This window comes from Bordetella petrii, assembly GCF_000067205.1.
GTDB classification, from domain to species: domain Bacteria; phylum Pseudomonadota; class Gammaproteobacteria; order Burkholderiales; family Burkholderiaceae_B; genus Bordetella_A; species Bordetella_A petrii.
This window is the reverse complement of the sequence record NC_010170.1, coordinates 3,779,903-3,805,334: the sequence shown is the minus strand read 5'-3', so window position 1 is coordinate 3,805,334 and position 25,432 is coordinate 3,779,903. Positions and strand designations below refer to the sequence as shown.

The 25,432-nt window shown below is 68.5% G+C and carries 23 protein-coding genes; 5 read left to right on the top strand and 18 right to left on the bottom strand.

The features are described from left to right. Window positions 1-11: 11 nt before the first annotated feature. The 5 genes from BPET_RS18245 to BPET_RS18225 all read right to left on the bottom strand — a co-directional run bounded on the left by BPET_RS18245 (window position 12) and on the right by BPET_RS18225 (window position 4,370). Entirely contained in the window at window positions 12-839 is an 828-nt protein-coding gene (locus BPET_RS18245) for an IclR family transcriptional regulator domain-containing protein (protein ID WP_012250491.1), read from the bottom strand. Then, window positions 839-1,495, bottom strand: coding sequence for a 3-oxoacid CoA-transferase subunit B (locus BPET_RS18240; protein WP_012250490.1), 657 nt, complete (start codon window positions 1,493-1,495; stop codon window positions 839-841). Before BPET_RS18240 ends, BPET_RS18245 begins: the two co-directional genes overlap by 1 nt. Window positions 1,496-1,502: 7 nt before the next feature. Next, window positions 1,503-2,183 (bottom strand): 3-oxoacid CoA-transferase subunit A, encoded by a 681-nt coding sequence (locus BPET_RS18235; protein ID WP_012250489.1) that lies wholly within the window; start codon window positions 2,181-2,183, stop codon window positions 1,503-1,505. Window positions 2,184-2,262: 79 nt separating this feature from the next. Then, window positions 2,263-3,273, bottom strand: a complete 1,011-nt coding sequence (locus BPET_RS18230) for a Bug family tripartite tricarboxylate transporter substrate binding protein (protein ID WP_012250488.1) — start codon at window positions 3,271-3,273, stop codon at window positions 2,263-2,265. A gap of 179 nt (window positions 3,274-3,452) precedes the next feature. Beyond that, on the bottom strand, window positions 3,453-4,370 hold the full coding sequence (locus BPET_RS18225; protein ID WP_012250487.1) for a LysR family transcriptional regulator: 918 nt from the start codon (window positions 4,368-4,370) through the stop codon (window positions 3,453-3,455). Window positions 4,371-4,480: 110 nt separating this feature from the next. On the opposite strand from BPET_RS18225, the gene BPET_RS18220 reads away from it, so the two are divergent. Next, window positions 4,481-5,740, top strand: coding sequence for an MFS transporter (locus tag BPET_RS18220; RefSeq protein ID WP_012250486.1), 1,260 nt, complete (start codon window positions 4,481-4,483; stop codon window positions 5,738-5,740). Window positions 5,741-5,891: 151 nt separating this feature from the next. After that, on the top strand, window positions 5,892-7,451 hold the full coding sequence (locus BPET_RS18215; protein ID WP_012250485.1) for an acetolactate synthase large subunit: 1,560 nt from the start codon (window positions 5,892-5,894) through the stop codon (window positions 7,449-7,451). Between the two features lie 139 nt (window positions 7,452-7,590). On the opposite strand, the gene BPET_RS18210 is transcribed toward BPET_RS18215, so the two are convergent. The 4 genes from BPET_RS18210 to BPET_RS18195 are packed head-to-tail and all read right to left on the bottom strand — an operon-like array spanning window position 7,591 to window position 12,616. Continuing rightward, window positions 7,591-8,526: a LysR family transcriptional regulator gene (locus BPET_RS18210; protein WP_158310088.1), complete on the bottom strand. Its 936-nt coding sequence runs from the start codon at window positions 8,524-8,526 to the stop codon at window positions 7,591-7,593. Window positions 8,527-8,560: 34 nt separating this feature from the next. Further along, the gene (locus BPET_RS18205; protein WP_012250483.1) at window positions 8,561-9,598 is read right to left on the bottom strand and encodes an HlyD family secretion protein; all 1,038 of its coding nucleotides are present in this window, start codon (window positions 9,596-9,598) and stop codon (window positions 8,561-8,563) included. Between the two features lie 10 nt (window positions 9,599-9,608). Next, window positions 9,609-11,132, bottom strand: coding sequence for an MFS transporter (locus tag BPET_RS18200; RefSeq protein ID WP_012250482.1), 1,524 nt, complete (start codon window positions 11,130-11,132; stop codon window positions 9,609-9,611). Further along, complete coding sequence (locus BPET_RS18195; RefSeq protein ID WP_012250481.1) at window positions 11,129-12,616, bottom strand: efflux transporter outer membrane subunit; 1,488 nt, start codon at window positions 12,614-12,616, stop codon at window positions 11,129-11,131. The genes BPET_RS18200 and BPET_RS18195 overlap by 4 nt, the downstream gene beginning before the upstream one ends. Before the next feature lie 88 nt (window positions 12,617-12,704). Here BPET_RS18195 and BPET_RS18190 point away from each other — a divergent pair, with 88 nt between their 5' ends. Continuing rightward, a complete protein-coding gene (locus tag BPET_RS18190) occupies window positions 12,705-13,361 on the top strand; it encodes a TetR/AcrR family transcriptional regulator (RefSeq protein WP_012250480.1) in 657 nt (218 codons plus the stop codon). 23 nt (window positions 13,362-13,384) lie between these two features. Here BPET_RS18190 and BPET_RS18185 read toward each other — a convergent pair whose 3' ends face one another. From BPET_RS18185 to BPET_RS18145, 9 genes are read right to left on the bottom strand one after another with little or no spacing between them, the layout of a single operon-like run. Further along, the gene (locus BPET_RS18185; protein ID WP_012250479.1) at window positions 13,385-14,095 is read right to left on the bottom strand and encodes an ABC transporter ATP-binding protein; all 711 of its coding nucleotides are present in this window, start codon (window positions 14,093-14,095) and stop codon (window positions 13,385-13,387) included. Beyond that, window positions 14,083-14,841, bottom strand: a complete 759-nt coding sequence (locus BPET_RS18180) for an ABC transporter ATP-binding protein (RefSeq protein WP_012250478.1) — start codon at window positions 14,839-14,841, stop codon at window positions 14,083-14,085. The genes BPET_RS18185 and BPET_RS18180 overlap by 13 nt, the downstream gene beginning before the upstream one ends. After that, a complete protein-coding gene (locus BPET_RS18175) occupies window positions 14,834-15,886 on the bottom strand; it encodes a branched-chain amino acid ABC transporter permease (protein ID WP_012250477.1) in 1,053 nt (350 codons plus the stop codon). The genes BPET_RS18180 and BPET_RS18175 overlap by 8 nt, the downstream gene beginning before the upstream one ends. A 7-nt stretch (window positions 15,887-15,893) precedes the next feature. Next, window positions 15,894-16,775 carry a branched-chain amino acid ABC transporter permease gene (locus BPET_RS18170; RefSeq protein WP_012250476.1) on the bottom strand — a complete coding sequence of 294 codons (882 nt, stop codon included), beginning with the start codon at window positions 16,773-16,775 and terminating at the stop codon, window positions 15,894-15,896. A gap of 22 nt (window positions 16,776-16,797) precedes the next feature. Further along, window positions 16,798-17,961 (bottom strand): ABC transporter substrate-binding protein, encoded by a 1,164-nt coding sequence (locus tag BPET_RS18165; RefSeq protein WP_012250475.1) that lies wholly within the window; start codon window positions 17,959-17,961, stop codon window positions 16,798-16,800. A 36-nt stretch (window positions 17,962-17,997) separates the two neighbouring features. Continuing rightward, window positions 17,998-18,825: an alpha/beta fold hydrolase gene (locus tag BPET_RS18160; RefSeq protein WP_012250474.1), complete on the bottom strand. Its 828-nt coding sequence runs from the start codon at window positions 18,823-18,825 to the stop codon at window positions 17,998-18,000. Then, entirely contained in the window at window positions 18,822-20,381 is a 1,560-nt protein-coding gene (locus tag BPET_RS18155; RefSeq protein ID WP_012250473.1) for a benzoate-CoA ligase family protein, read from the bottom strand. Before BPET_RS18155 ends, BPET_RS18160 begins: the two co-directional genes overlap by 4 nt. 43 nt (window positions 20,382-20,424) lie before the next feature. Further along, complete coding sequence (locus BPET_RS18150) at window positions 20,425-22,008, bottom strand: 3,4-dehydroadipyl-CoA semialdehyde dehydrogenase (RefSeq protein WP_012250472.1); 1,584 nt, start codon at window positions 22,006-22,008, stop codon at window positions 20,425-20,427. Next, window positions 22,005-22,535: a DUF4863 family protein gene (locus BPET_RS18145; RefSeq protein WP_012250471.1), complete on the bottom strand. Its 531-nt coding sequence runs from the start codon at window positions 22,533-22,535 to the stop codon at window positions 22,005-22,007. Before BPET_RS18145 ends, BPET_RS18150 begins: the two co-directional genes overlap by 4 nt. Window positions 22,536-22,717: 182 nt before the next feature. Here BPET_RS18145 and BPET_RS18140 point away from each other — a divergent pair, with 182 nt between their 5' ends. Beyond that, a complete protein-coding gene (locus BPET_RS18140; protein ID WP_012250470.1) occupies window positions 22,718-23,626 on the top strand; it encodes a helix-turn-helix transcriptional regulator in 909 nt (302 codons plus the stop codon). Between the two features lie 137 nt (window positions 23,627-23,763). Then, entirely contained in the window at window positions 23,764-25,419 is a 1,656-nt protein-coding gene (gene boxC, locus BPET_RS18135; RefSeq protein ID WP_012250469.1) for a 2,3-epoxybenzoyl-CoA dihydrolase, read from the top strand. Window positions 25,420-25,432 lie beyond the last annotated feature (13 nt).

Here is a 25,432-nt window from a genome sequence, read left to right as displayed (position 1 = left end):
GGCGCGCGCCGCTACAGCACCAGAAACTGCCCCAGCTTGTCGGCGGCCGCCTGCATGGGCGCCAGGAATTCACTGGTAAACCGCGCCAGCGGTATGCGCGGCGACTTGACGCTGACGTTCAGGCCGCCGCAGGCCCGCCCGCTGGCCGCGCGCACCGGCACGCCGATGGCGCGCACGTTCAGGTCCAGTTCCTGGTCTACCACCGCGTAACCCTGCTCGCGCACTTTGGCGATGATTTCGCGCAGGCGCGCGGGCGAGGTTTCGGTGAATTCGGTGTACGGCGCGAGTTCTACGGTGTCGAAATAACGGTCGAGCGCGGCCGGCGACAGTTGCGCCAGCATTACGCGTCCGATGGTGGTGCAGTAGGCCGGTAGGCGGCTACCGAGGCCCAGCGTGGTGGCCAGGATGCGGTGCACTTCCGAACGCGCCAGGTACAGCACCTCGTTGCCTTCCATGATGGCCAGCGCGCAGGTCTCGTTTACCGTCGCGCTCAGCTCTTCCAGCACCGGCTGGGCCAGCGACACGAACGGCGTGGACGAAAAATACGCATGGCCCAGGCTGAGTATCAGCGGCGTCAGCACATAATGCCGGCCCTGCTGCTCGGCGAAACCCAGCCGGATCAGCGTATGCAGGCAGCGCTGCGTGACGGCGCGCGGCAGGCCGGCGCGCCGGCTGAGATCGGCGGCGGTCTGCGGGTAGCGGCGCTCGCCGAAGGCGCGGATCACGCGCAGCCCGCGCGACAGCGTCAGCATGAAGTCGGGGTCGCCGCGGAACCGGTCGGGATGTTCGTCGGCGGGCAGCGGTGCGGCGTAATCGGGCGGAGGAGGCGGGTTGCGCATCAGGCGGCGCGCAGCGGCGCTCCGGTGCGCGACTGCAGCATTGGCAAAGTGAGGCCGTCGATCATATCGCGAACCACCAGCCCGTCGGGCGTGACGTCGATGACGGCCAGGTCGGTGTAGATGCGGCTGACCACGCCGGCGCCGGTCAGGGGCAGGGTGCAGCGCTGCACGATTTTCGGCGTGCCGTCCTTGGCGTTGTGATCCATCATGATGTAGACGCGCCGCGCGCCCACCGCCAGATCCATGGCGCCGCCCACCGCGGGCGGCTCGCCGGCGCGGCCCAGCGACCAGTTGGCCAGGTCGCCGGCCGCCGATACCTGCATGCCGCCCATGACGCAGATGTCGAGATGACCGCCGCGCATCATGGCGAACGAATCGGCGTGGTGAAAAAATGCGCCGCCCGCCAGCAGCGTGACGGGTTGCTTGCCGGCGTTGATCAGGTCGCGGTCGGCGGCCTCGGGCGCCGGCGGCGGCCCCATGCCCAGAATGCCGTTCTCGCTGTGCAGTACGATCTCGCGGCCGGCCGGCAAGTGGGCCGCGATCAGCACCGGCATGCCGATGCCCAGGTTCACGTAGCTGCCGTCGGGAATGTCGCGCGCCACGCGCCGCGCCAGTTGTTCGCGGGTCAGGGGCTGGAGAGTCTGCGTCGTGTTCATGGCCTGTTCAGCTCGAAAAGGCGGGTTCGGCCACGACCGCCACCCGGTGCACGAAGATGCCCGGCGTCACGATGGCTTCGGGCGACAGTTCGCCGAGCTCGACGCGCTGGCGCACCTGCACGATGGTGGTGGCCGCGGCCATGCACATCACCGGACCGAAATTGCGCGCGCTCATGCGGTAGGTCAGGTTGCCCCAGCGGTCGGCGCGGTCGGCCTGCACCAGTGCGAAGTCGCCGTGCAGGGGCTTTTCGAACACATAGTGGCGTCCGTCGATCTCGCGGGTTTCCTTGCCGGCGGCCAGTTCCGTGCCGTAGGCCGTGGGCGTGTAGAAGCCGCCCAGGCCGGCGCCGGCGGCGCGCAGCCGCTCGGCGATCGTGCCCTGCGGCACGCATTCGAGTTCGATGCGGCCGCGCCGGTACAGGTCGTCGAACACCCACGAATGCGAAGCCTTGGGAAACGAACAGATCATCTTGCGCACGCGCCCGGCTTTGATCAGGGCCGCCAGGCCGGTCTCGTGGTTGCCGGCATTGTTGTTGACGACCGTGAGCTCGCGCGCGCCCTGCTCGATGAGCGCGTCGATCAGGTCGGTGGGCATGCCAGCCCCGCCGAACCCGCCGACCAGCAACGTGGCGCCGTCATGAATGCCCGCCACGGCCTCGGCGGTCGAGGCCACGAATTTATCGATCATGGTGCGCGTCCCGCTGGTATGGATGTTTGGCAGCGCGCACGCCCTTGCCGGGCCGCGCGCGCTGCGCTTCGGGGTGGCCTCAATTCACGGTGATGTGGGCTTCCTTGATGATGTTCGCGTAGCGATCGGAATCGTTGCGCATCAGCTCGGCGAATTCAGCCGGCGTGCTGCCGGTGGGCAGGAACCCGGCGTCGAGGAACTTCTTGGTGACGTCGGGCTCGTGCACGATCTCGCTGATTTCCTTGGCCATACGCTCGATGATGGGCTTGGGCGTGCCGGTGGGCGCCAGCAGCCCGGCCCACGAGCCGGTCACGAAGCCCGGGAAGCCGGCTTCTTCCATGGTGGGCACGTCGGGCTCGTTGGGCCAGCGCTTCTTGCCGGTGAAGGCCAGCACCTTCAGCTTGCCTTGCTTGACGTACTGCATGGGCACCAGCACCGGGTCGAACACCATCGACACGCGGCCGGCCAGCAGGTCGGTCAGGATGGGGGCGCTGCCCTTATAGGCCACGTGCGTCATTTTCAGCTTGGCTTGCAGCGCGAAGTCGGCGCCGGTCAGGTGGGCGCTGGAGCCCGTGCCGCTGGAGGCATAGGTGAGCGTGTCGGGATGCTTGCGGCCGTATTCGACCAGCTCGCCCAGCGTTTTCACGGGCAGGTCGTTGCTCACGAACAGGAACAGCGGCAGGTCGGCCATATGCACCACCGGTTCGAGCTGTGACGGCGAATACGACAGCTTGTACAGGTGCGTGTTGATGACGTACGCCGGCAACATGCTCAGGAAGGTGTAGCCGTCGGGGTCGGCCTTGGCGGCGAGGGACGAACCCAGCGTGCTGTTGGCGCCGGGCTTGTTTTCGATGATGATGTTCTGGCCCAGCCGCGCCGACAGCTTGTCCATGACGATGCGGGTCACGGTGTCGGTGGCGCCGCCGGGGGTGTAGGGCACGATGACCTTGATGGGCCGGTCGGGCCAGGCGTCGGCGGCCTGGGCACGCGCGCCGGGCAGGGCGATGCCGGCCACGGCGGCTGCCAGCAGGGCGGCCAGGGCGGTGCGGCGGCTCGGCCGGGCAAGGGATCGGGAAAAGGAAATGGGCATGGGTTTGTCTCCGCCTGTTGGGCATGAGCCGGAACGCCAGGCGGCGGATCGCGCCTGTTTCCCGGATCTGCCGGTTGGTTTTGTTGAGCGAACGATATCGCCTGAAAAGTATGCGCGAGTTAGTCGCGGCCTTCGAGAACCGGCGCCGTTTTTCTGTTCGGTGATTGAACTTCGCCCGGCTATATGCGCCCTGGAGCGCCGCCCAGTGCGTGGATCAGTTCGTCGCGCAGCAGGGTCACTGGCGCGGCCAGCGGGCCCAGCGTCGGCAGGTGGATCAACTCCGCGCGCAGCCCGGTAGTGAAAGCGGGCACGTTCAGAATGGTCAACGCTTCGCGATGGCGGCTGCGCGCCAGCGCGCCGGGCGTAACCAGGCCGATGCCCACGCCGCGCGCGGCCAGCGACAGTTGCAGCTCGGCGCCATAGGCTTCGACGGCAATGCGAAACGGCAGCCCCGCGGCCTCGAAGGTCTTGCGGATGGCGGTGCGCAAACCGCAGCCGTCCTGGTTGAGTACCCAGGGGTGGCTGGCCAGGGCTTCGAGCGGCACGACGCCGGCGGCGTCGCGCGTGATCGCCAGGGACGGCGAGGCCACGATCACCACGGCCGAGCGCGCCAGCGGCAGGGCGCACAGGTGGGCAGGCAGCGTTTCGGTGTCGGGCATCATGATGGCCGCGGCATCGAGCGCGCCGTTTTCCACCATGGGCACCAGGCTGGGCGACCAGGCCGCGGTGACGTTCACGGACAACCCGGGATAGCGCCCGCGCAGTACATCGAGCGGCTCGGCCAGCGCTGGCTCGGCCAGGAAAGGGGGCACGCCCACGCGGAATTCGCCGCGCGGCTCGGCGTCGGGCGCCGCGCCCTGGCGCAGGGCCGCCACCGCGGCCAGCACCCCGCGGCCCAGTTCGTAGACGCGCAGCCCGGCGGCGCTGGGCTTGAGCGGCTTGGATTGCCGATCGACCAGCGCTACCCCCAGCAGATCTTCCAGGTTGCGCAGGCGCCGGCTCACGCCCGGCTGCGTCAAATGCAGGCGGCCCGATGCAGCGCTGAGGCTGCCGGTTTCCACCACGGCCACGAAGGCCTCGATGTCGCGCGTGTTCATGGGCAATTTAAACAAATACGCATAATAAAGAAAATTATATTTCAATAGACGCAATAAGACAGGCTTCCTAGACTGGCTGGCCAATGTGTTCCTGCCTGTGGAGAGCTGTCATGCCCGTCGTCGAATCCCGTTTGCCCAGCCATGCCGCGCCTCGTGCCGCGCCCGCCGGGTTGGGCGCGGGCCGCACCCTGCTGTTCGCCACCTCGGTGGCGGTGATGGTGATGAACCTGTTTGCCGTACAGACCGTGGCGCCCGTTATCGCGGCGTCGCTCGGCCTGGGGCTGGACAGCGTGGGCGTGCTGGCCATGCTGCCGCAGCTGGGCTACGCGCTGGGCCTGGTGCTGCTCGTGCCGCTGGCTGACCGCCTGGAGAACCGCCGGCTGATCGGCGCCACGCTGGCAGTGTGCGCGCTATGCATGCTGGCGGCCGCTTTCGCGCCGGGCGGCGCCGTATTCATGGCCGCGGTGTTTGCCGGCGGGGCGTCTACCTGCGCGATCCAGATGCTGGTGCCCATGGCTGCGTTTATGGCGGCGCCCGAGCGGCGCGGCGCCACGGTGGGCAACGTGATGAGTGGCCTGATGGTGGGCGTGCTGTTGTCGCGCCCGTTGTCGAACCTGGTGGTCGATGCCTGGGGCTGGCGTGCGCTGTATCTGGTGTTCGCGGGCGGCATGGCGGCCACTGGTGTGGCGCTGCTGTGCCTGCTGCCGCAACGCCGTCCCCATGACGGGCCCGCCTATCCGGCGCTGATCGCGTCGCTGGCCGCGTTGCTGCGCCACGAGCCGGTGCTGCGCTGGCGCGCGGCCACCGCGGCATTGGGCATGGCGGCCTACAGCCTGTTCTGGACCGCGATTTCGCTGCGGCTGGCGCAGGCGCCATTTCACCTGGGAGCGCGGGCCGTGGCGGCGTTGGCCCTGTGCGGGGCGGTGGGTGTCGTGACCGCGCCGCTGGCCGGGCGCGCGGGCGACCGCGGGCATACCCGCCGCGCCAGCATCGCGGCGCAGGCCGTGGTGGTGGTGTCGTGGCTGCTGGCTGGCTGGGCCGGCGGCGCGTGGCCGGGCACCGGCGCGGTGTTGCCGGTTGGCGCGGCGCTGGCGGCGCTGACAATGGCCGCGATTCTGCTCGACGCGGGCGTCACCGGCGACCAGACCCTGGGCCGGCGCGCCGTGAACCTGGTGCGGCCCGAGGCGCGCGGCCGCATGAACGGGCTGTTCGTGGGCGTGTTCTTCGTGGGCAGCGCGGCCGGATCGTCGCTGGCGGGGTTTGCGTGGTCGCACGGCGGCTGGGCGCTGGTGAGCGCCGCGGGCGTGGTGGTGGGGATGGCGATGTTGGCGGTGTACCTGGCCGCGCCGCGGTCTGCCGCCGATCGGTGAGCGCGGCCGCCGCATTGGCGCGCGGCCGCGAATGGTTCTATCCTTGGGGCCCCGAGTGGACCTGTCCGCTGACGGGTTCCATTTCTATGATGCCTTACCGACGCGCGGCCGCAGGTCGCGCTTTTTGCAACTCTGCTGGACGGAAACACCTATGAACGGCGCTGATAGCCTCTGCGACACCCTGCTTGCCAACGATGTGGACGTTTGCTTTGCCAACCCGGGCACGTCCGAGATGCACTTCGTGGCGGCGCTGGATCGCAAACCGCGCATGCGCTGCGTGCTGGGGCTGTTCGAAGGCGTGGTCACCGGCGCGGCCGACGGCTACGCGCGCATGGCCGACAAACCGGCCGCCACGCTGCTGCACCTGGGTCCGGGGCTGGGCAACGGCCTGGCCAATCTGCACAACGCCAAGCGCGCGCGCACGCCCATGGTCAATGTGGTGGGCGACCACGCTACCTACCATGTGCAATACGACGCCCCGCTGACCAGCGACGTCGAAGGCGTGGCGCGCCCCATGTCGCATTGGGTGCGCCGCACCCAGGCCGCCAGCGATCTCGCGGCCGACGCCGCCGAGGCGGTGCGCGTGGCGCGCCAGGCGCCGGGCAACATCGCCACGCTGATCCTGCCCGCCGACGCGGCCTGGGGCGAGTTGCCCGCCGACACTCCGGCCCCGCCCGTGGCGCGGCTGGACGCGCCGCCGCAAACCACCCAGGACGCGGTGCGCGCCGCGGCACAGGCCATACGCGCCGGGCAGGGCGTGGCCTTGATGCTGGGCGGCATGGCGCTGCGCGAACCGGCGCTGGCCGTAGCCGGGCGCATCGCGCGGGCCACCGGTGTGCGCCTGTTGTCGCCGACGTCCAACCGCCGCACCGAGCGCGGCATCAACCGCACGCCGGTGACGCGCGTGCCTTATCCCGTGGACCAGGCCGTGGCGTTGCTGAAAGACGTGCGGCAGCTGATTTTGGTGGGCGCCAGCGCGCCGGTGGCGTTCTTTGCGTATCCGGGCAAGCCCAGCCTGCTGGCGCCGCAAGAGCAGGCGCCCATCGTATTGGCCACTGCCGAACAAGACCTGCTGCAGGCCCTGCAATGGCTGGCCGACGAACTGGGCATCGCCGCGGGCGCGCCGGGCCTGCTACCCGTTGCGGCGCCGGCCGACATGCCGCGTTCGGGCGCGCTGACGGGCGCGGCGGTCAACATCATCACCGCCCGCCTGCTGCCGGAAAACGCCATCGTCTGCGACGAGTCGGTGACGCAAGGGCGCGAATTTCCGCTCATCAGCGCCACCTCGGCGCCGCACGACTGGCTGCAACTGACCGGCGGGGCCATCGGCATCGGCTTGCCGCTGGCCGCCGGCGCGGCCGTTGCCTGTCCCGACCGCAAGGTCATCACGCTGCAGGCAGACGGCAGCGGCATGTACACGGTGCAGGCGCTCTGGACCCAGGCGCGCGAGCAGCTCGACTGCCTGACCATCATCCTGGCCAATCGTTCGTACGCCACGCTGCACGGCGAAATGAAAAACGTGGGCGTGCAGGAACCCGGCCGCAATGCCAAGCGCATGCTCGATCTGCAAGAGCCCAGCCTGGACTGGGTCAGCCTGGCCGCCGGCATGGGCGTCGAGGCCGTGCGCGTCGATTCGGTCGAGGCCTTTACCAAGGCTATGCAGGCGGGACTGGCGCGCAAGGGGCCGTACCTGATCGAGGCCCTGATCTAAGGCTGGCCCGCGGCTATCCCATGTCGGGTGGCGCATCGCGCCGCGCGTCCGGAGACCTTTGCCAGATACCTGGTTCAGCTCGTCATCGCCAGGTGTCTGGCTCCGAAGGTGCCAGACACCGAAGTGCGCAATGGGCGTCTCAACAAGACGGCACCTGGCACCCTGCGGGCGCCAGGTGCCTGGTTCGGCCCGTTTCAGCCGGGAGAATGCTCCGCGCGTCCAGGTGCCTGGTCAGCGCATCCAGAAAAATGCGCGCGCGCGCCGACATCGTGCGCGTATCGGACAGCGCATAAAGTGTGATCGGGGGCAGTTCCCATTCCGGCAAGACCTGCTCCAGGTCTTGCTCCCGCATGGTCTGCGCCATGAGCCGATGCGACGGCATGCATGCGATGCCCAGGCCGCTGGCGGCCAGGTCCACGCCCAGCCAGGCATCGTTAGTCTTGATGTATGCGCCGTTTTCGATGCGATAGGTCCGGCCGTCGCGGCGCAGTTGCCAGACCGCGTCATAGCCGATCACGATGCGCTGGTGGCGCGCCAGGCAGCCGGGATCGACGGGCCGGCCCGCGCGCTTCAGATAGCCGCGCGAGGCGACCAGTATCCAGCGGATCCGGGTGACGGCGCGCTGCACCAGCGGAGAGTCCTCCAACGCGCCGAACCTCAGCATCAGGTCCAGGCCCGGACGTTGCAGGCCCGCCTGCGCGGACCCGAGCTCGATGTCATACGAGACATCCGGATACTGCTGGTGCAATTCGCGCAGCATGGCCGGCAGCAGCGCCGACAGCCCTGGCGGCGCAGAAATGCGCAACTCGCCGGCGGGGCGTTCGAGATAGTCGTAGACCTTTTCGTGCGCAAGCAGCGCGCCTTCTACGTGGGCCGCGCATTCATTGAAGTACTGCGCACCGGCCGCAGTCAGTTCAATGCGCCGCGTCGAGCGGTTGAAGAGCTTCAGCCCCAGCTGTTCTTCCAGCGTGGACACGCGGCGCGAGATCGTGGCTACCGGCAGGCCCACCGCTTCGGCCGCGGCGGTGAAGCCGCGCCGCTTGGCGACTTCCACGAATATAAAAATGTCATGCAACGAGATGTGCGGGCGGTTCATCACGGGCCTGGCGTTATCGCGCATTGACGTCGACTTCGGGCTGAACCGACATGCCTACGCGCAGCTGGTCGGCGCCATCCTGTTGGGGGTCCAGCGCAATGCGCACCGGCAGGCGCTGCACGATCTTGGTGAAATTGCCGGTGGCGTTGTGCGGGGCGATTACCGAGTAGCTGACGCCGCTGGCCGGTCCCAGGCTTTGCACCGTGCCCGTGAACGTGCGGCCCGGCAGGGCGTCGACGGTCACCCGCACCGGCTGGCCCTGGCGCATGCGCGCCAGCTGCGTTTCGCGGAAATTGGCTTCGATGTAAATGTCGGTCAGCGGCACCAGCGTCAGCAGCGGGTCGCCGGTGCGCGCGTAGTTGCCCACGCGCACTCGCTTGTGGCCGATTGTGCCGGCGATCGGCGCCGTGATCCGGGTGCGGGAAAGATCCAGCCGCGCCTGCGCAAGCGCCGCCTCGGCCTGCCGGATCTCGGCCTGCGCGCGCAGCAGGTCGGCCTGCAGGGCGGCCTGCCGCCCTTTCTGCGCCTGCAGGATGGCCTGGTCTTTGGTTTGCTGGGCCTTTTCCACCTGCAGGCGGGCCTTTGCCTGCTGGCGCGCCTGCACGGTGCCGGAACCGTCGGCGGCCAGGCTTTTATAGCGGCTGTAGTCCAGCCGCGCCAGCTCCCGGGTGGCCTGGTCGGCTTCAATGGTTGACTGCGCCTGCCGGATCACCGACTGTTGCACCTCGATTTGTGCATGAATGCCATCGGCCGCCGCGCGCGCATGCGCCAGCGCGGCGGCGGCATTGCGTTCGGCCAGCACGTATTCGCGGTCGTCGATCTGCACCAGCAACTGGCCCGCGCGCACCGGCTGGTTTTCTTCGACCAGCACCGCCTCGACCAGGCCGGTGATTTCCGGCGCCACGGACGTGATCTCGGCGCGGATGTACGCATCGTCGGTCGACTGCGTCGCCGCCGCGCTTTCCGGACGGTTGAAGATCAGGGCGAGCGCCACCGCGGCAACCATCACGGTCGCGCTGCCCGCCAGTTTTGTTTTCTTGCTCAGTGCCATGATGAGGCCTTTATCGCGCAGGGCTCGCCGCCGCGCGCGGCGAGGGCATGAATTGGAAGAAATACGTCAGCGGGATGAGCGCCAGGGCCAGCAGCGCCAGCAGCAGATAGGCATCGGCGATCGACAGAATGGCCGACTCGCCCGCGATGCGTGCGGCCAGGTCGGCCGGGGGCGCCGCGTGCGCCAGGGCGGCATGGTCGAGCAGCATTTCGCCGTGGAATCGCGTGCGCAGCTCGATGACGCGCGAGATCAGCGCCGACCCCAGCGGCGCGCCCAAGGCCCGCAGCAGATTGACGATGCCCGACACATAGGGGCCTTCTTGCGGAGCGACCATGCTGGTGGCCAGGAACAGCATGGCGACAATGGCCATCGGCTGCCCGACGGCCTGCAGTCCCTGGGCCAGCGCGAACTCCGGCCACATCCATTGGTTGGTGACCTGCGCGCCCAGCAGGCAGGCCGCCGCGGTGATGGCCATGCCTGCCGCCATTACCGCGCGCGCATCGACCCACTTCTGGTACAGCAGCATCGCCACGGCAGGCGCCACCACCAGTTGCGGCAGGCCGATCATCAGGCCGATGGGGGCGCTTTGCAGCGCGCGGTAATGCCAGGCATGGCCGAGCAGCGTCGCGGGCAGCAGCGAACCCGACAGAAAGATCACCAGCAGGCACAGGAACAACGAGAAACCCAGCCACAAGTTGCGGCGTTTCAGCAGCTGCAGCTTGATGAAGGGCGTCGGGTGATGCCATTCGGTGAACAAATAGAATGCCAGCAGCAGGCTGCCGGCCGACAGGCTGGTGCAGACCAGCGGCGAGGTAAACCATTCCAGCCGGTTGCCCTGTTCGATGCCAATGGCCAGCAGCAGCAAGCCCGCCCCGCCGAAAGCCATGCCCAGCCAGTTGGCGTGGCGAAAGCGTTCCGGCAGGGGGCGGTCTTGCGGAATGCCCCAAGCCACCAGCAGGCCCGCCAACAGATTGATGGGCACGATTTGCCAGTACACCATGCGCAGGTCCACCAACTGGTCGGTCCACAACCCGGTCAGCCAGGTCGAGACATTGGGCGCGAAGGTGGCGGTCATCGAGTACAGGGCCAGCGCAAACAGCCGGATCGACGGCGGGAAAAAGCGCAGCGCCGCCATCATCAGCAGCGGAATCAATGCGCCGCTGGCCACGCCTTGCAGGCCGCGCAGCAGCAACAGCAGGCGCAGGTCATGCACAAAGGGCAGCACGCCGGCGATCGCCGCGCCCGCGGCCAGCATCTGCAGATGAAAGCGCCGCAGGCTCAGCGTGACGGCAAACCAGGGCGCCAGCGGCATGGCGATCAGCTCGCCGGCGGTGTAGGCCGTGGTGATCCACGATGCGTCATCCAGGCCGAAACCGCCCGCGCCGCGGATATCGGCCAGGGCCAGGGCGCCTACGCGATTATTGATGCCCGCGGCCATGGCCGCGATGAAGATGCCGAGCAGGCCCGCGGCCAGCCGCGCGTCCAGGGCTGGCTGGGCGTGGCCGGCAGCCGGCGCCGCCGTGGACGCGTTCACGATGCCGTCCCGGGCGCGTGCAGCGCCTGCTGGTTGGGGGCGTCATGTGGCGGCGGAGCCCAGCCGCCGCCCAGGGCTTTGTACAAGTAGACCACCGCAAGCACGCTGCCGGTGGCCGCGTTGCTGAGGTGCAGTTCGCTTTCCAGCACGGCGCGCTGCGCCGCCAGTACCGTCACGTAATCCGCAGCGCCCTGTTTGTACGACGATTGCGCTGCCCGCAGTGCGTCGCGGCTTTGCATCATGGCTTGCCGCAGGGCTTGCTGGCGTTGCTGCTGGGTCACCATGGCGTTGAGCGCGTCGTCGACTTCGTGCCACGCCCGCAGCACGGTCTGGCGATAGGCAATCGCGGCCTCGCGCTGCTTCGCTTCGCTCAGCTCCAGCATGCGCACCAGGCGCCCGCCCTGGAATATCGGCAGATAGATACGTGGGCCGATCGAAAACTCGGTCGAACTCCACAGCCCCAGGTCGCTGGCCTGCAGCGCGCGGGTTCCGAATCCGCCCGCCAGCGAAATGCGGGGATAGAAATCCGCCTGAGCCGCGCCGATGGCCGCCGTGGCCGCGTGCAGGCGCGCCGAGGCGCTCTGGATGTCGGGCCGGCGCAGCGCCAGTTCCGATGGCAGCCCCACGGGCAGTTCCAGTGCCGCATCTGGCAGGGGACGCGGCGTCGATAACTGCGCATCCAGGCTGCGCGGCGGCTGGCCCACCAGCAGCGCCAGTGCGTTGAGCAAGACGTTCTGCTGCTCGCGCAGGGGCGGGATAAGAGCATCGATGCTGGCCTTCTGCGCACGCGCGGAAGACAGGTCGAAGCGCGTTGCCACCCCGTTGCGCAAGCGCGTCTCGGTCAGCCGCAGCAGGTGCGCCGCGATCTCCTGGTTGCGGCGCGCGATGTCCAGCCGGGTCTGCACCCCGCGCAGCGCCACATATTGCCGCGCGATTTCGGCCGATAGCGCCACCTGCGCGCTGCGCTGTTCGTACAGGGTGGCTTGCAGCGTGGCAACCGCCCCCTCGCGCTGGCGCCGCAAGCGGCCCCACAGGTCGATTTCCCAATCGGCCTGGAACCCGGCCCGCCACAGATCGGTAGTCGACGTGGGAGCACCGAGCGCCGCCATCGGCCCGTTCTCGCTGATGGCCCCGCGGGTCAGGCTGGCATCCAGGTCCACGCGCGGAAACAGCTGGGCCAGCGCCACGCCGGCTCGCGCGCGGCTTTGCTCGACCCGGGCGGCCGCCGCTTGCAGATCCAGGTTGCCGTCCCATGCACGCGCCACCAGCGCATCGAGTACCGGATCGTTCAGCAGGTGCCACCACTCGCGCGGCACCGGGTCGGCCGACAGGGCCTGGCGCGGCTGTCCTTCTCTGGGCCGCAGCGTCATCTGCGCCAAATCCGCCTCCGGCGTGACAAAGTCCGGCCCGACCGCGCAGCCGCCCGCCGCGGCGAGCATGCCTAGCAATACGGCCCGGCCGGCCAGGAGCTTGACGGAGGACATGGCAAATAAACTGTACTGTACTTATCGGTACAGTATGATATCGTCGCCTCACCTCGATGGTCAACATTTTTTGAACCGATCGGTATAGATGAACACGATTTCCGATTCTCCAGCTTACGGCGCACGCCAGGATTCGTCCGCACAGCCCACCGGCAAGCAGCTGGCCGTGCTGACCGCGGCCCGCGAAGTGTTCCTGACCCATGGTTTCTCGGCCGCCACCACCGATATGATCCAGCGGGCCGCCGGGGTGTCGAAGGCCACCGTCTATGCCTATTACCCCACCAAGCAGGCGCTGTTCGAGGCGGTAATAGAAGGCAAGTGCGCTGAGCACATGGCAACGTTGCGCAGCCTGCGCTCGGTGCCCGGCGCCATCCATGCGGTATTGTCCGAACTCGCCAACGCCTACCTGGAATTCGGCGTTGCGCCCGAGGGCCTGGCGTTGTTCCGCGTATCGGCGGCCGAGGCGCCGCGCTTTCCGGAATTGGCGCGCGCCTTTTTTGAAAATGGCCCCGAGGCGTATTGCGGCATCGTGGCCGAACACGTGGAGCGGGGCGTGCGGAATCAAGAACTGCACCTGGGCGATGTCAGCCCGCAGGAAGCTGCCCGCCTGTTCTTCAGCCTGGTGCGCGGGCAGGCGCAGCTCGAAGGGGTGCTGCTGCCCGACCGACGGCCGTCCGAGGCCCAGAAAAAGCGCTGGGCCGAGCTGGCCGTACGCACCTTCTTCGCCGCTTTCGGCAAGCATTGAATATCGGGATACCGCAGCCCGGGCTACACCCCCAGGTAACGCGCCAGTTGCTCGGGCCGGGCCGCCAGCGCCGGGCTGGCGCCCTGGTGCACGATGCGGCCTTTTTCCATGACCAGGCAGCGGTCGGTGTGCGCCAGCACCGCGCGATAGTTGCGGTCGACGATCAGGGTCGATATGCCCGTGGCGCGGATCGCGGCGACGATTTTCCAGATTTCCGCCACGATCAGCGGGGCCAGCCCCTCGGTGGCCTCGTCCAGGATCAGCAGGTCGGGGTTGGTGGTCAGGGCGCGGCCAATGGCCAGCATCTGCTGTTCGCCGCCCGATAACTGCTGCCCGCCGTGGTCCAGCCGTTCCGCCAGGCGCGGGAAGGTCGCCAGCACGCGCTCGCAGGTCCAGCCGGACTGGCCGCGCGTGCCGGGGCGTGCGGCCACCAGCAGGTTCTCGCGCACGCTCAGGTTGGGAAAGACGCCGCGCCCTTCGGGCACGTAGGCCACGCCCAGGCGCGCGATGGCGTGCGGCTGGGCGCGCGCGCAGTCGCGTCCGGCCACGGTCAGGCTGCCATGACGGCTGCGCACATGGCCCATCAAGGTGCGGATCAGCGTGGTCTTGCCCATGCCATTGCGGCCCACCAGTCCCACCGACTCGCCGGGCGCGATGCGCAGGTCCACGCCGCGCAGCACGTGGCTGGCCCCGTAATAGCTGTGCAGGCCGCTGGCGTCGATCAGTGCGTGCATGGGCCCTCTCCCAGGTAGGCGTCCTGAACTTGCGGGTTGGCGCGGATCTGCGCCGGCGTGCCGCAGGCGATGGCGCTGCCGTTGACCATCACGGTGATCGTGTCGGCGTTGCCGAACACCGCGTCCATGTCGTGCTCTACCAGCAGGATGGCATGCTCGGCCTTCAGGGCCTGCAGCAGGGCCAGGATGCGCTCGGTTTCTTCCGGGCCCATGCCGGCCAGGGGTTCGTCCAGCAGCAGCACGCGCGGCTGGCCGGCCAGGCACATGGCGATTTCCAGCTGGCGCTTGTGGCCGTGCGGCAGCAGGCCAGCCAGCGTGGCCGCGCTGGCGGCCAGGCCGGTGCGCTCCAGCGCATCGCGCGCCTGGCCCGCGCTGTGCGCGCAATCGGCGGCGTCGCGCCACCAGTGCCAGAAGCGCTGGCGGCCCGCCTGGGCGGCCAGCCGGCAATTCTCGTACACGCTCAGCGTGGGGAAGATGGTCGAGCGCTGGTAGCTGCGGCCCAGCCCGCCGCGGGCGCGCTGCGGCTGCGGCCAGGCCGTGATGTCGCGGCCTTCCAGCAATACCTGGCCGGCGCTGGCCTGCAGCTCGCCCGACAGTATGTTGATGAGCGTCGACTTGCCGGCGCCGTTGGTGCCGATCACCGCGTGCACGGTGCCGCGGTACAGGTCCAGCGACACATCATTGACGGCGACCAGGCCGCCGAAGCGGCGCACGATGCCGCGCGCGGCCAACAAGGTTTCAGGCATGGGGTTCTCCGTGCAGGGGCATGGCGGGCGCCGGCGCGGGCGCGGGAGCGGCCTCCGGCGCTTCGGCGGGTGGCGCCACGGCGCGCCGGCGGGCGCGCCATTGGGCCGGCAGGCCGGCCAGCCCGTCGGGCAGCAGCGCAACCAGCGCGATGATGGACAGGCCCAGCGGCAGGTGCCAGTGCTGGGCGTAGTCGCCGAAAATCGCCTGCGACTGGAACAGCTCCTGCAGCAGGATCAGCGCGGCCGCGCCCAGCACGGCGCCGCCCAGCCGGCCCATGCCGCCCAGGATCACCATCAGCAGCACCAGGCCGGATTGCTCCCAGGCCAGCAGTTCCGGCGTCACGAAGCCGTCTTTCAGCGCGTACAGGAAGCCGGCCAGCCCGGCCAGCGCGGCGCCCACCACGTAGGCGGCCAGTTTGTACGGAAAGGTGGAATAGCCGGCCGCGCGCATGCGCTGCTCGTTGATGCGTATGCCCGCCAGCGCCGCGCCGAACGGCGAGCGCGCCAGCATGGCCAGGAAACCCCACGTCAAGGCCAGGCAGGCCAGCACGAACAGGTAGTAGACGCCGGGCTGGTCCAGGTCGAACGGCTGCCAGCCGCCCAGCGAGAGCTGCGGGCGAAAGTACAGGTAGATGCCGTCGCTGCCGCCGCCCAGGTCGGTGTCGTGGAACACGTAGTACGCCATCTGCGAGAACGCCAGCGTGACCATGATGAAATACACGCCGCGCGTGCGCAGCGCCAGGGCGCCGGTCACCAGCGCATACGCGGCCGCGCCCAGCACCGCCGCGCCCAGCAGCCAGGCCAGGCCGGCGGCTTCCGACTCGGGCGACAGCAGGGCCGCGGCATAGGCGCCGATGCCGAAGTAGGCCGCGTGTCCCAGGCTGACCAGCCCCGCGCCGCCCACCAGCAACTGCAGGCTCAGCGCGAAAATCGCATAGATCATGAGCTTGACGGCCAGCCCGGTGTAGTAGTCGGCGCCCAGCAGCGGAAACGCCGCCAGCGCCAGCAGCACGGCCAGGGGAATCAGTTTGCTTGTTTGCTTCATTCCCTTGCTAGCCTTGTTTGAACAGCCCTTCGGGCTTGCACAGCAGAATGGCGGCCATCAGCAGGTACACCAGCACGCCGGCCGCGGCCGGAAACAGCACCTGGCCGAAGGTCTCGACCGCGCCCACCAGCATGGCCGCCAGGAACGCGCCCCGTATCGATCCGATGCCGCCTATCACCACCACCACGAAGCACACGATCAGCACGCCATGCCCCATGCCGGGATACACCGACGACACCGGCGCGGCAATCGTGCCGGCCAGCGCGGCCAGCGCCACGCCGGCCGCGAACACGATGCGGTACAGGCGGTTGATGTCGATGCCCAGCGAGCCGATCATCTCGCGGTTGCTGGCGCCGGCGCGCACCATCATGCCCAGTCGGGTGCGCGTAATGACCCAGTACAGCAGCAGCGCGACGCCGATGCCCACCGCCGAGATGAACAGCCGGTAGACCGGATATGTCATCACGCCACCCAGCGGTATCGTGCCCGACAGCCAGGCGGGCATCGGCACGCCGTGCACGTCGTTGCCCACCAGCAGGCTGCGCACTTCTTCGAACACGAGGATCAGCCCGTAGGTCATCAGCACCTGCTGCAGGTGGTTGCGGCGGTACAGGTAGCTGAAGAATGCGGCCTCCAGCAGATAGCCCAGCAGGGCCGCCAGCAGCACGCACAGCAGCAGCGTGGCGGCGAAGCCGCCAGCCGCCCACCTGTCGACCAGCGGCCCCAGCGCGAAGGCCATATAGGCGCCGATCATGTAGAAGCTGCCATGGGCCAGGTTGATGATGCCCATGATGCCGAAGATCAGCGTCAGGCCGCTGGCTACCAGGAACAGCAGCAGACCGTGCTGCAGCGCGTTCAGGCACTGGATGAGGAAGATACTCGCGTCCATGTCGGCGTCCTGGCGGCGCGGGTCAGAGCTTGCAGCCGCGCGCCGGGTCGGCCAGCTTCGGCACCGCCACCTCGATCATCTTGTTTTCCAGGCCCGCGACCTGACGCAGGTAGATGTCCTGCACCGGGTTGCCGGCGGCCGACAGGGTGAACTTGCCGCGCGGGCTGTCGATCGTGGCGCCGCGCATGGCCGCGCGGAACTTGGCCTTGTCGTCGATATTGCCCTGCACGGCCTGCAGCCCCGCCTGCATCAGTTGCGCCGCATCGTAGCCTTGCACGGCGTACACGTCGGGCTGCATGTTGTCGTAGGCCTTGCTGTAGGCGGCGCGGAACGCCTGGTCGCGCGGCGTGCCCAGGCCGTCGGCATAGTGCAGCGTGGTCAGCAGACCCTGCGCGGCGTCGCCTTGCGCCTTCAACGTGCCGTCGGTCAGGAAGCCGGTGCCGTACAGCGGAATGGTCTTGCCCAGCCCCGAGGCATGGTAGTCCTGGACGAATTTCACAGCGCCGCCGCCCGCGAAAAACGCGAACACCATGTCGGGCTTGAGCGATGCGATCTCGGTCAGCAGCGACTGGAACTCCACGTTCGGGAAGGGCAGGGTCAGGTCTTTCACGATCTTGCCGCCCGCCTTCTCGAAGCCTTCGTGGAATCCCTTCATCTGTTCCTCGCCCGCCGCGTACTTCCAGGTGATGGTGACGGCGGTCTTATGGCCCTTGGCGGCTGCCACCGGCCCCATGGCGTAGCCCGGCTGCCAGTTCGAGAACGATGTGCGGAAGATGCCTGTCCCGCACATCGGGCCGGTGATGGCGTCGGCCCCCGCGTTGGTGACGAACAGCGTGGTGTCGCTGCCTTTGGCTGCCTTGGCCAGCGCCATGGCCACGCCCGAATGCACGGTGCCCACCAGCACGTCGACCTGGTCGCGCTTGATCAGGCGGTTGGCGTTTTCCGAGGCCTTGGCCGGGTTGGATTCGTCATCGACCTTGAAGTATTCCAGCTCGCGCCCGCCCAGCTTGCCGCCTTGTTCCGCCACATACAGCTTGAAGCCGTTCTCGATGGCGGCGCCCAGCGCGGCATAGGTGCCGCTGTAGGGCAGCATGAAACCCACTTTGATTTTGTCGGCCGCTGTGGCGGTGCCCGCGGCGAGCGCCAGGGCGCCGGCGAGCAGGGCGCGGTTCAGGACGTGGTGCATGGTCTGTCTCCTGGTTATTGTCGGCTGGCGCGTGGCTCAGCCTGGCTTGTGCAGGCCGCCGACGAAATCGGCGACGGCCGCGATCACGACATCGGGCTGGTCTTTGTGCGGCGAATGGCCACAGTCGGGAATCTCGAGCAGGCGCGTCTGCGGCGCGGCCCGGCGGATGCCGCGTATCTGTTCCAGCGTGCCGTATTCGTCGTCCAGCCCTTGCAACGCCAGCACCGGGCACCGCACGTCCGGCAGATAGTCGCGAATATCCCAGGCGCGGAATGCCGGGTCCAGCCAGATATCGTTCCAGCCCCAGAACGCGGAGTCGGCGTCGGCGTGATAACGGCCCAGCCGCGCCGGCAGGTCGGTGTCCAGGTAGGCGCGGCGCGCCTGCCCGATGCTCGCGACCGAAATGTCTTCCACGAGTATGTGCGGCGCCGCGGCCACCACGCCGGCCACCGCCTGCGGATACATGGCGGCGTACAGCAGGGCGATCGAGCCGCCGTCGCTGTGGCCGAACAGCACCGGGCGGTCGCGCGTGGCGTCGACGCCCAGCGTGGCGAAGAGCGCGGGCAGCACCTCGCGCGCCTGGTCGTGCATGAAGGTCACCGGCCATTTCTCGCCGGCCGGCCGCGCGGTGGACTGGCCATAGCCGTAACGCGAATACACCAGCCCGCGGCAGCCGGCCGCGTCGCAGACGCGCCGCGGCCAGTCTTTCCACATGGCGACCGAACCCAGGCCCTCGTGCAGGAACACCAGCAGCGGCGCGTTGTGCCGGTCGGGCGCGATCCACTGGCACTCCAGCCGCATCTCGCGGCCCAGCGCGCGCAGGTCGGCCCAGGCGGGCACGGCGGCGGAAATGGCGGTCGTCATAGCGAGGCTTCTTCCATCTGCCGCAGACGGAACCGCTGGATCTTGCCGGTGGCGGTCTTGGGCAGCTCGTCGGTGAAATTGATCTGGCGCGGGTACTTGAACGGCGCCAGGTGCTGCTTCACGTAGCTTTGCAGCGCCGCGCCGGTGCCGGCATCGGGCTGGAAGCCCGGCCGCAACACCACATAGGCCTTGGTCTTGACCAGGCCATCGTGGTCGGGCACGCCTATCACCGCGGCTTCCAGCACCGCTTCGTGCTGGATCAGCACGTTCTCCACTTCCACCGGCGAAACGTACTGGCCGCTGACCTTGATCATGTCGTCGCTGCGGCCGGCATAGGTGTAGTAGCCGTCGGCGTCGCACTGGTATTTGTCGCCGCTTTTCAGCCATTCGCCCTGGAAGCACTGGCGCGTTTTATCGCGGTTGTTCCAGTACATCAGCGCGGCGCTCGGCCCCTTGATGTAGAGGTCGCCGATTGCATTGGGCGGCACCGGCCGGCCTTCGTCGTCGCGCAGTTGCACTTCGTAGCCGGGCACCGGCTTGCCGGTGGTGCCGTAGCGCAGCTGGCCGGGCTGGTTGGACAGGAAAATGTGCAGCATCTCGGTCGAGCCGATGCCATCCAGGATCTCGCAGCCGAAATGGCGCGTAAAGCGTTCGCCGATGTCGCGCGGCAGCGCTTCGCCGGCCGAGGTACAGACCCGCAGCGCCACCTGCTCGCGCGCCGGAAGGTCGGGGCTGGCCAGCATGCTGGCGTACAGGGTTGGCACGCCGTAGAACACCGAAGGCCGGTGCTCGGTCAGGCGCTTGAACACCGCCTGCGGCGTGGGGCGCTCGCCCATTACCACCACCGTGGCGCCCACCGACAACGGAAAGCTCAGGCCGTTGCCCAGGCCGTAGGCGAAGAACAGCTTGGCGGCCGAGAACACCACGTCGTCTTCGCGTATGCCCAGCACCGGCTTGGCATACAGCTCTACCGTGTGCCACAGGTTGCCATGGGTGTGCACCACGCCTTTGGGCTTGCCGGTGGAGCCCGACGAATACAGCCAGAAGGCGATCTCGTCGGCCAGGGTGCGAACCGCCGGCATCAGCGGCGCGCCGGCCAGCAGGCTATCGAACTCCCGCGCCTGGGCGGGCAGGGGGCCCGCGGGCTGCGCCACCACGATGTGCTCGATTTCGTGCGGCCCCTTGGCCAGCGCCGCCTGCAGCGTATCGACCAGCGTCCCGGATACGATGGCGGCGCGCGCGCGGCTGTGGCTGGCAATGTACGCGTAATCGTCCGGCGTCAGCAGCGTGTTGATCGCCACCGGCACCACGCCGGCATGCAACGCGCCCAGGAAGGTGACCGGCCAGTCGACGCTGTCATGCATCAGCAGCAACACGCGTTCTTCGCGGCGCAGGCCCATCTGGCGCAGCGCGCCGGCGCAGCGGGCCACCCGTTCGGCCAGCTCGCCGTAGGTCAGGCGGCGCGTGTCGTCGATGTAGGCCAGCTTGGCGGCCCGCGGCGCATTCAGCGCGGCCAGATGGCTGGCGAAATTCAGCTCGGTGGGGCAGGGGGACATGGTCTCTCTCCGTTGTTCTATGTATGTGCGGGGCAGGCCCGGCTCAGGTGGCGCCGGCGGCGTCGGCCAACCCCCGCAGTCGCGCGGGAGCGCCCTGGATGGCCGCGCGGCGGTGGTACAGCGCCAGGGCGCGCAGGCCGCCCAGTTCTTCGCCGCCGCCCGCGCGCCCGGGGCCGCCGTGCAGCGACTGGGGCATTACGTTGCCATGGCCGGTATGTGTTCTGGCGGCCTCCGGGCTGACCAGGTGTACCCGGCCATGGCTGTCGGCCAGCTCCAGCGCGCTGCGCGCGAGGAACGCCGAGTCGTCGCTGTACACCGAGGCCACCAGCGAACCCTGTCCGCGCCGCGCCAGGGCATAGGCATGGGCGGCGTCGCGGTAGGGCATCAGGGTGGCGAGGGGGCCGAACACTTCGCGGTCGTGCGCCAGGGGGTGGTTGTCCGGGTCGGGCGAGCCCAGCAGCCAGGGCGCCACGCAGGCCGCCACGGCGGGGTCGGCGTCCAGCAGGCGCACCTGGCCGCCGTCGAACAGCACCTGGCTGCCGGCGCGCAGCGCCTGGATGCCGGCCTGCACGTCGTCGTGCTGGGCGCGGCCAACCAGCGAGCCCATGCGCACGTCGGCGTTGCGCGGGTTGCCCACCGTCACGGCAGCCAATCGGCTGGCGATGGCGTCGGCCATGCGTTGATAGGCCGCTTGCGGCACCAGGATGCGGCGAATGGCGGTGCATTTCTGGCCCGACTTAACGGTTATCTCGCGCACCGCCTCGTGCACGAGCGCATCGAACGCGGCGCCGCCCGCGGCCGCATCGGGCCCAAGCAGGGCGCAGTTCAGGCTGTCGGTCTCGGCATTCATGCGCAGGGCATCGCGCGCCACCCGTGGATGGGCGCGCAGCAGGGCGGCGGTATCCGCCGACCCGGTGAACGACAGCACGTCGCCCGGCGCCAGCGCATCCAGCAGGCCGGCGGACGCGCCGCACACCAGGCTCAGCGCGCCTTCGGGCAATACCTGGGCCGCCAGCAAGTCGGCCACCATTTCATGGGCCAGCCAGGCCGTGGCCGTGGCGGGCTTGGCCACTACAGGCACGCCCGAGAGCAGCGCGGGCGCGGCTTTTTCCCACAGCCCCCACGACGGAAAGTTAAACGCATTGATCAGCAGCGCCAGCCCGCGCGCCGGCACGGCAATATGCCGCACGGCATAGGCGTCGTCGCGCGCCAGCGAGACCTGCTCGCCATCAGGGCGGAACGCCTGTCCCTCAAGCTTCGCGCCCAGCTTCGCGTAATAAGACAAGGTATAGATGCCGCCCTCGATGTCGATTGCCGAGTCCTGGCGCACAGTGCCGGCATTGCGCAGCGCGATCTCGTAGTACTTGTCGCGGTTGGCCTGCAGCACCTCGGCCACGCGCGCCAGCAGTGCCGCCCGTTCGGCGTACGACAGGGCGCGCAGCGCCGCGCCGCCGTGCTGGCGGGCCCATGCGTAGGCGCCGGGCAGGTCCAGCCCCGTGCTGTCCGCGCGGGCCAGCGGCTCGCCCGAAAGCGGGTCGCGCAGCACCGTGCCGGGGCCGGTGCCGGACACGCGGCGGCCGGCCACGAAATTGACGAGTTCGAGCATGTCGGCGTCCTGGCGCGTCATGTACGGATGGAATCAGTACGAGTGGATTCAGTGCGCATGGATTCAGTGCGCATGGATTCAGTGCGCGTGAACTCAATGGCGCCCTCCGGCAGCAAGTACAACACCAGCGCCTGGCCGCCCGTTACGGTGGGCGAGTGCGCGGTGTCCGGGCCGTACACCAGCCAGCCCGCGCCGTGGCCATCGAAGCGCGCGGCGTCGTCCAGCGGCATGATCAGGTCGATTTCGCCCCGAGGGTGCGCATGGTGCGGGCCGGCCAGGCTGTTCATATCCACCACGTCCACCGAAAACCCGTCCAGACCCTCGTCGGCCTTGATCACCCGGCCGTAGCGGATGCCGCCGCCTTCCCGGGCGCACATCCAGCCCTCGGCTACTCCCTGCCGGCAGGCGGCGAACACGTCGTGGTAGAGCGCGCTGCCGGGCCCCGCCTGGCGATTAAGGCGTTCTTGCAAGGCGGCATCGAGCGGCAGCCCGGCGATGGGGGCGGTAATGCGGCGCATCAAATGGTGGAAGGATGCAGGCGTAGTCATGCGGGTCTCGTCCTTTACACTGTCGGCGCACTGAGGGCGTACATGCAATACATTGCTTTTTTCTGTCGCGTGTACGCACTTCAGGTCTTATGAACAGAAAAATAGTGCTTCACACTTTCAAGGTCAAGCACTATAGTGCATAAAATCGCGAAAATCAGGGTTTACTCGGAGTCCGAACAGCAATGAACCAAGCGCTAGACAAGGAATCGCCGGAATCGCGCCGGGAGCCGTTCCTGGTCGCCCTGGGTGAGCGCGTGCGGCGCCTGCGCGCCATCCGCGGCATGACCCGTAAAAGCCTGTCGCAGGCCACCGGCGTGTCCGAGCGGCACCTGGCCAACCTGGAGCACGGCGTGGGCAATGCCTCGATCCTGGTGCTGCTGCAGATTGCCAAGGCATTCAACTGCGCCCTGGCCGAACTGGTGGGCGACGTCACTACCGAATCGCCCGACTGGCTGTTGATACGCGAATTGCTCAGCGGCCGCACCGAATCCGACCTGCAGCGCGCGCGCGAAGCCCTGGTCCAGCTCTTTGGCGTGGGCGGCGGGGCGCAGCGCCCCAACCGCTTCCAGCGGGTGGCCCTGATCGGCCTGCGCGGCGCGGGCAAGTCCACGCTGGGGCAGATGCTGGCCGACGATCTCGGCTACCCGTTCATCGAGCTCAATCGCGAAATCGAACGGGTGGCCGGCTGCAGCATCCTCGAAATCCACAACCTGTACGGCCCCAACGCATACCGGCGCTACGAGCGCCGGGCCCTCGAAGAGGCCGTGCAGATCTATCCCGAAATGGTGCTGGCCACCCCGGGCGGCCTGGTGTCCGAGCCGGCCACGTTGAACCTGCTGCTGACTCACTGCTACACCGTGTGGCTGCGCGCCACGCCCGATGAGCATATGGCGCGCGTCATGGCGCAGGGCGATTTCCGGCCCATGTCCGGAAACAGCGAAGCCATGGCCGACCTGAAGCGCATCCTGGCCGGGCGCGAAGCGTTCTACGCCAAGGCGGACCTCACCTGGGAAACCAGCGGCCTCAGCCTGCCCGAAAGTTTCGGCGGCCTGCGCACGCGGGTGCGCAAAGCCTGCGGGCTGCCGCTGTAATGTTAGGCGGGCGGGCCGGCCCGCCCGCCTGCACTTTTCTGCATATTCCGCTTGACGGGCTTTTTTTTGTGCATTAATCTGCACTTTAATTCATCACATGCAGTATTATTCATATCGCAAGGCCAGGAGACCGTATCATGAGCAGCCCCTCCCGCGTGGATTTCCAGACTGAACCGTCCCGCTACCGGCATTGGAAGCTGAAATTCGACGGCGCTATCGCCACGCTGGCCATGGATGTGGCCGAAGACGGCGGCTTGCGTCCCGGCTACAAGCTCAAGTTGAACTCGTACGACCTGGGCGTGGACATCGAGCTGCACGATGCCCTGCAGCGCATCCGCTTTGAACACCCCGAGGTGCGCACGGTGGTGGTCACCAGCATGAAAGACCGCATCTTCTGTTCGGGCGCCAATATCTTCATGCTGGGCCTGTCCTCGCATGCCTGGAAGGTGAACTTCTGCAAGTTCACGAACGAAACCCGCAACGGCATTGAAGATTCCAGCCGCCACAGCGGGCTGAAATTCATCGCCGCGCTCAACGGCGCCTGCGCCGGGGGCGGCTACGAGCTGGCGCTGGCCTGCGACGAGATTTTCCTGGTGGATGACCGGTCTTCCGCGGTGGCGCTGCCCGAAGTGCCGCTGCTGGGCGTGCTGCCGGGCACGGGCGGGCTGACCCGCGTCACCGACAAGCGCAAGGTGCGCCACGACCATGCCGATATTTTCTGCACCCTGGTCGAAGGCGTGCGCGGCCAGCGCGCCAAAGATTGGCGGCTGGTCGACGAGGTGGCCAAGCCGGCCCGGTTCGAAGCTGCCGTGCTGGCGCGCGCGGCCGAGCTGGCCGCCGCCAGCGACCGTCCTGCCCAGGCGCAAGGGGTGGCGCTGACTCCGCTGGAGCGCGCCGAGAACGACAGCCGCCTGTCGTACCGCTATGTCGACGTGGCGTACGACCGCGCCGCGCGCCTGGCCACCTGGACCATCCGCGGCCCGCAGGCCCCGGTAGAGCAGGATATCGACGCCATCGTGGCGGCCGGCGCCGCCTGGTGGCCGCTGCAGATGGCGCGCGAGCTCGACGACGCCATTCTCAGCCTGCGCACCAACGAGCCCGATCTGGGCACCTGGGTATTCAAGACCGAAGGCGACATCGCCGCCGTGCTGGCCGCCGACGCGGCCCTGCAGCAGCACGCCGGCCACTGGTTCGTGCGCGAGACGGCCGGCATGCTGCGCCGCACGCTGGCGCGCCTGGATGTGACCTCGCGCTCGATCTACGCCCTGATCGAGCCGGGTTCGTGCTTTGCCGGCACGCTGTTCGAACTGGCCCTGGCCGCCGACCGCATCTACATGCTGGACGATGAAGACGCCGACGCGCCGGCGCAGATCGTGGTGGGCGAGCGCAACTTCGGCGCCTACCCGCTGGTGAACGGGCAAAGCCGGCTGCAACGCCGCTTCTACGAAGAAACGTTGCCGCTCGAAGCCGTGCGCGCCGCGGCCGGCCAGTTGCTGCCCGCCACGCGCGCGCTGGAATTGGGCCTGGTCACTTTCGCGCCGGACAGCATCGACTGGGACGACGAAGTGCGCCTGGCGCTGGAAGAGCGGCGCGCCCTGTCGCCCGATGCGCTGACCGGACTGGAGGCCAACTTGCGCTTCGGCGGCCGCGAAACCATGGAAACGCGCATCTTCGGCCGCCTGACCGCCTGGCAGAACTGGATATTCAACCGCCCCAACGCCGCGGGCGAAAAGGGCGCCCTGAAGCTGTACGGCAAGGGCGAGCAGGCCACGTTCGACTGGAACCGGGTGTAGACCTCACCGTCCA

Excerpts from the sequence above, each read along its gene's own strand:
- BPET_RS18245 (WP_012250491.1), bottom strand. The coding sequence starts at position 839 with ATGCGCAACCCGCCTCCTCCGCCCGATTACGCCGCACCGCTGCCCGCC.
- BPET_RS18240 (WP_012250490.1), bottom strand. The coding sequence starts at position 1,495 with ATGAACACGACGCAGACTCTCCAGCCCCTGACCCGCGAACAACTGGCG.
- BPET_RS18235 (WP_012250489.1), bottom strand. The coding sequence starts at position 2,183 with ATGATCGATAAATTCGTGGCCTCGACCGCCGAGGCCGTGGCGGGCATT.
- BPET_RS18230 (WP_012250488.1), bottom strand. The coding sequence starts at position 3,273 with ATGCCCATTTCCTTTTCCCGATCCCTTGCCCGGCCGAGCCGCCGCACC.
- BPET_RS18225 (WP_012250487.1), bottom strand. The coding sequence starts at position 4,370 with ATGAACACGCGCGACATCGAGGCCTTCGTGGCCGTGGTGGAAACCGGC.
- BPET_RS18220 (WP_012250486.1), top strand. The coding sequence starts at position 4,481 with ATGCCCGTCGTCGAATCCCGTTTGCCCAGCCATGCCGCGCCTCGTGCC.
- BPET_RS18215 (WP_012250485.1), top strand. The coding sequence starts at position 5,892 with ATGAACGGCGCTGATAGCCTCTGCGACACCCTGCTTGCCAACGATGTG.
- BPET_RS18205 (WP_012250483.1), bottom strand. The coding sequence starts at position 9,598 with ATGGCACTGAGCAAGAAAACAAAACTGGCGGGCAGCGCGACCGTGATG.
- BPET_RS18195 (WP_012250481.1), bottom strand. The coding sequence starts at position 12,616 with ATGTCCTCCGTCAAGCTCCTGGCCGGCCGGGCCGTATTGCTAGGCATG.
- BPET_RS18190 (WP_012250480.1), top strand. The coding sequence starts at position 12,705 with ATGAACACGATTTCCGATTCTCCAGCTTACGGCGCACGCCAGGATTCG.
- BPET_RS18185 (WP_012250479.1), bottom strand. The coding sequence starts at position 14,095 with ATGCACGCACTGATCGACGCCAGCGGCCTGCACAGCTATTACGGGGCC.
- BPET_RS18180 (WP_012250478.1), bottom strand. The coding sequence starts at position 14,841 with ATGCCTGAAACCTTGTTGGCCGCGCGCGGCATCGTGCGCCGCTTCGGC.
- BPET_RS18175 (WP_012250477.1), bottom strand. The coding sequence starts at position 15,886 with ATGAAGCAAACAAGCAAACTGATTCCCCTGGCCGTGCTGCTGGCGCTG.
- BPET_RS18170 (WP_012250476.1), bottom strand. The coding sequence starts at position 16,775 with ATGGACGCGAGTATCTTCCTCATCCAGTGCCTGAACGCGCTGCAGCAC.
- BPET_RS18165 (WP_012250475.1), bottom strand. The coding sequence starts at position 17,961 with ATGCACCACGTCCTGAACCGCGCCCTGCTCGCCGGCGCCCTGGCGCTC.
- BPET_RS18160 (WP_012250474.1), bottom strand. The coding sequence starts at position 18,825 with ATGACGACCGCCATTTCCGCCGCCGTGCCCGCCTGGGCCGACCTGCGC.
- BPET_RS18155 (WP_012250473.1), bottom strand. The coding sequence starts at position 20,381 with ATGTCCCCCTGCCCCACCGAGCTGAATTTCGCCAGCCATCTGGCCGCG.
- BPET_RS18150 (WP_012250472.1), bottom strand. The coding sequence starts at position 22,008 with ATGACGCGCCAGGACGCCGACATGCTCGAACTCGTCAATTTCGTGGCC.
- BPET_RS18145 (WP_012250471.1), bottom strand. The coding sequence starts at position 22,535 with ATGACTACGCCTGCATCCTTCCACCATTTGATGCGCCGCATTACCGCC.
- BPET_RS18140 (WP_012250470.1), top strand. The coding sequence starts at position 22,718 with ATGAACCAAGCGCTAGACAAGGAATCGCCGGAATCGCGCCGGGAGCCG.
- boxC (WP_012250469.1), top strand. The coding sequence starts at position 23,764 with ATGAGCAGCCCCTCCCGCGTGGATTTCCAGACTGAACCGTCCCGCTAC.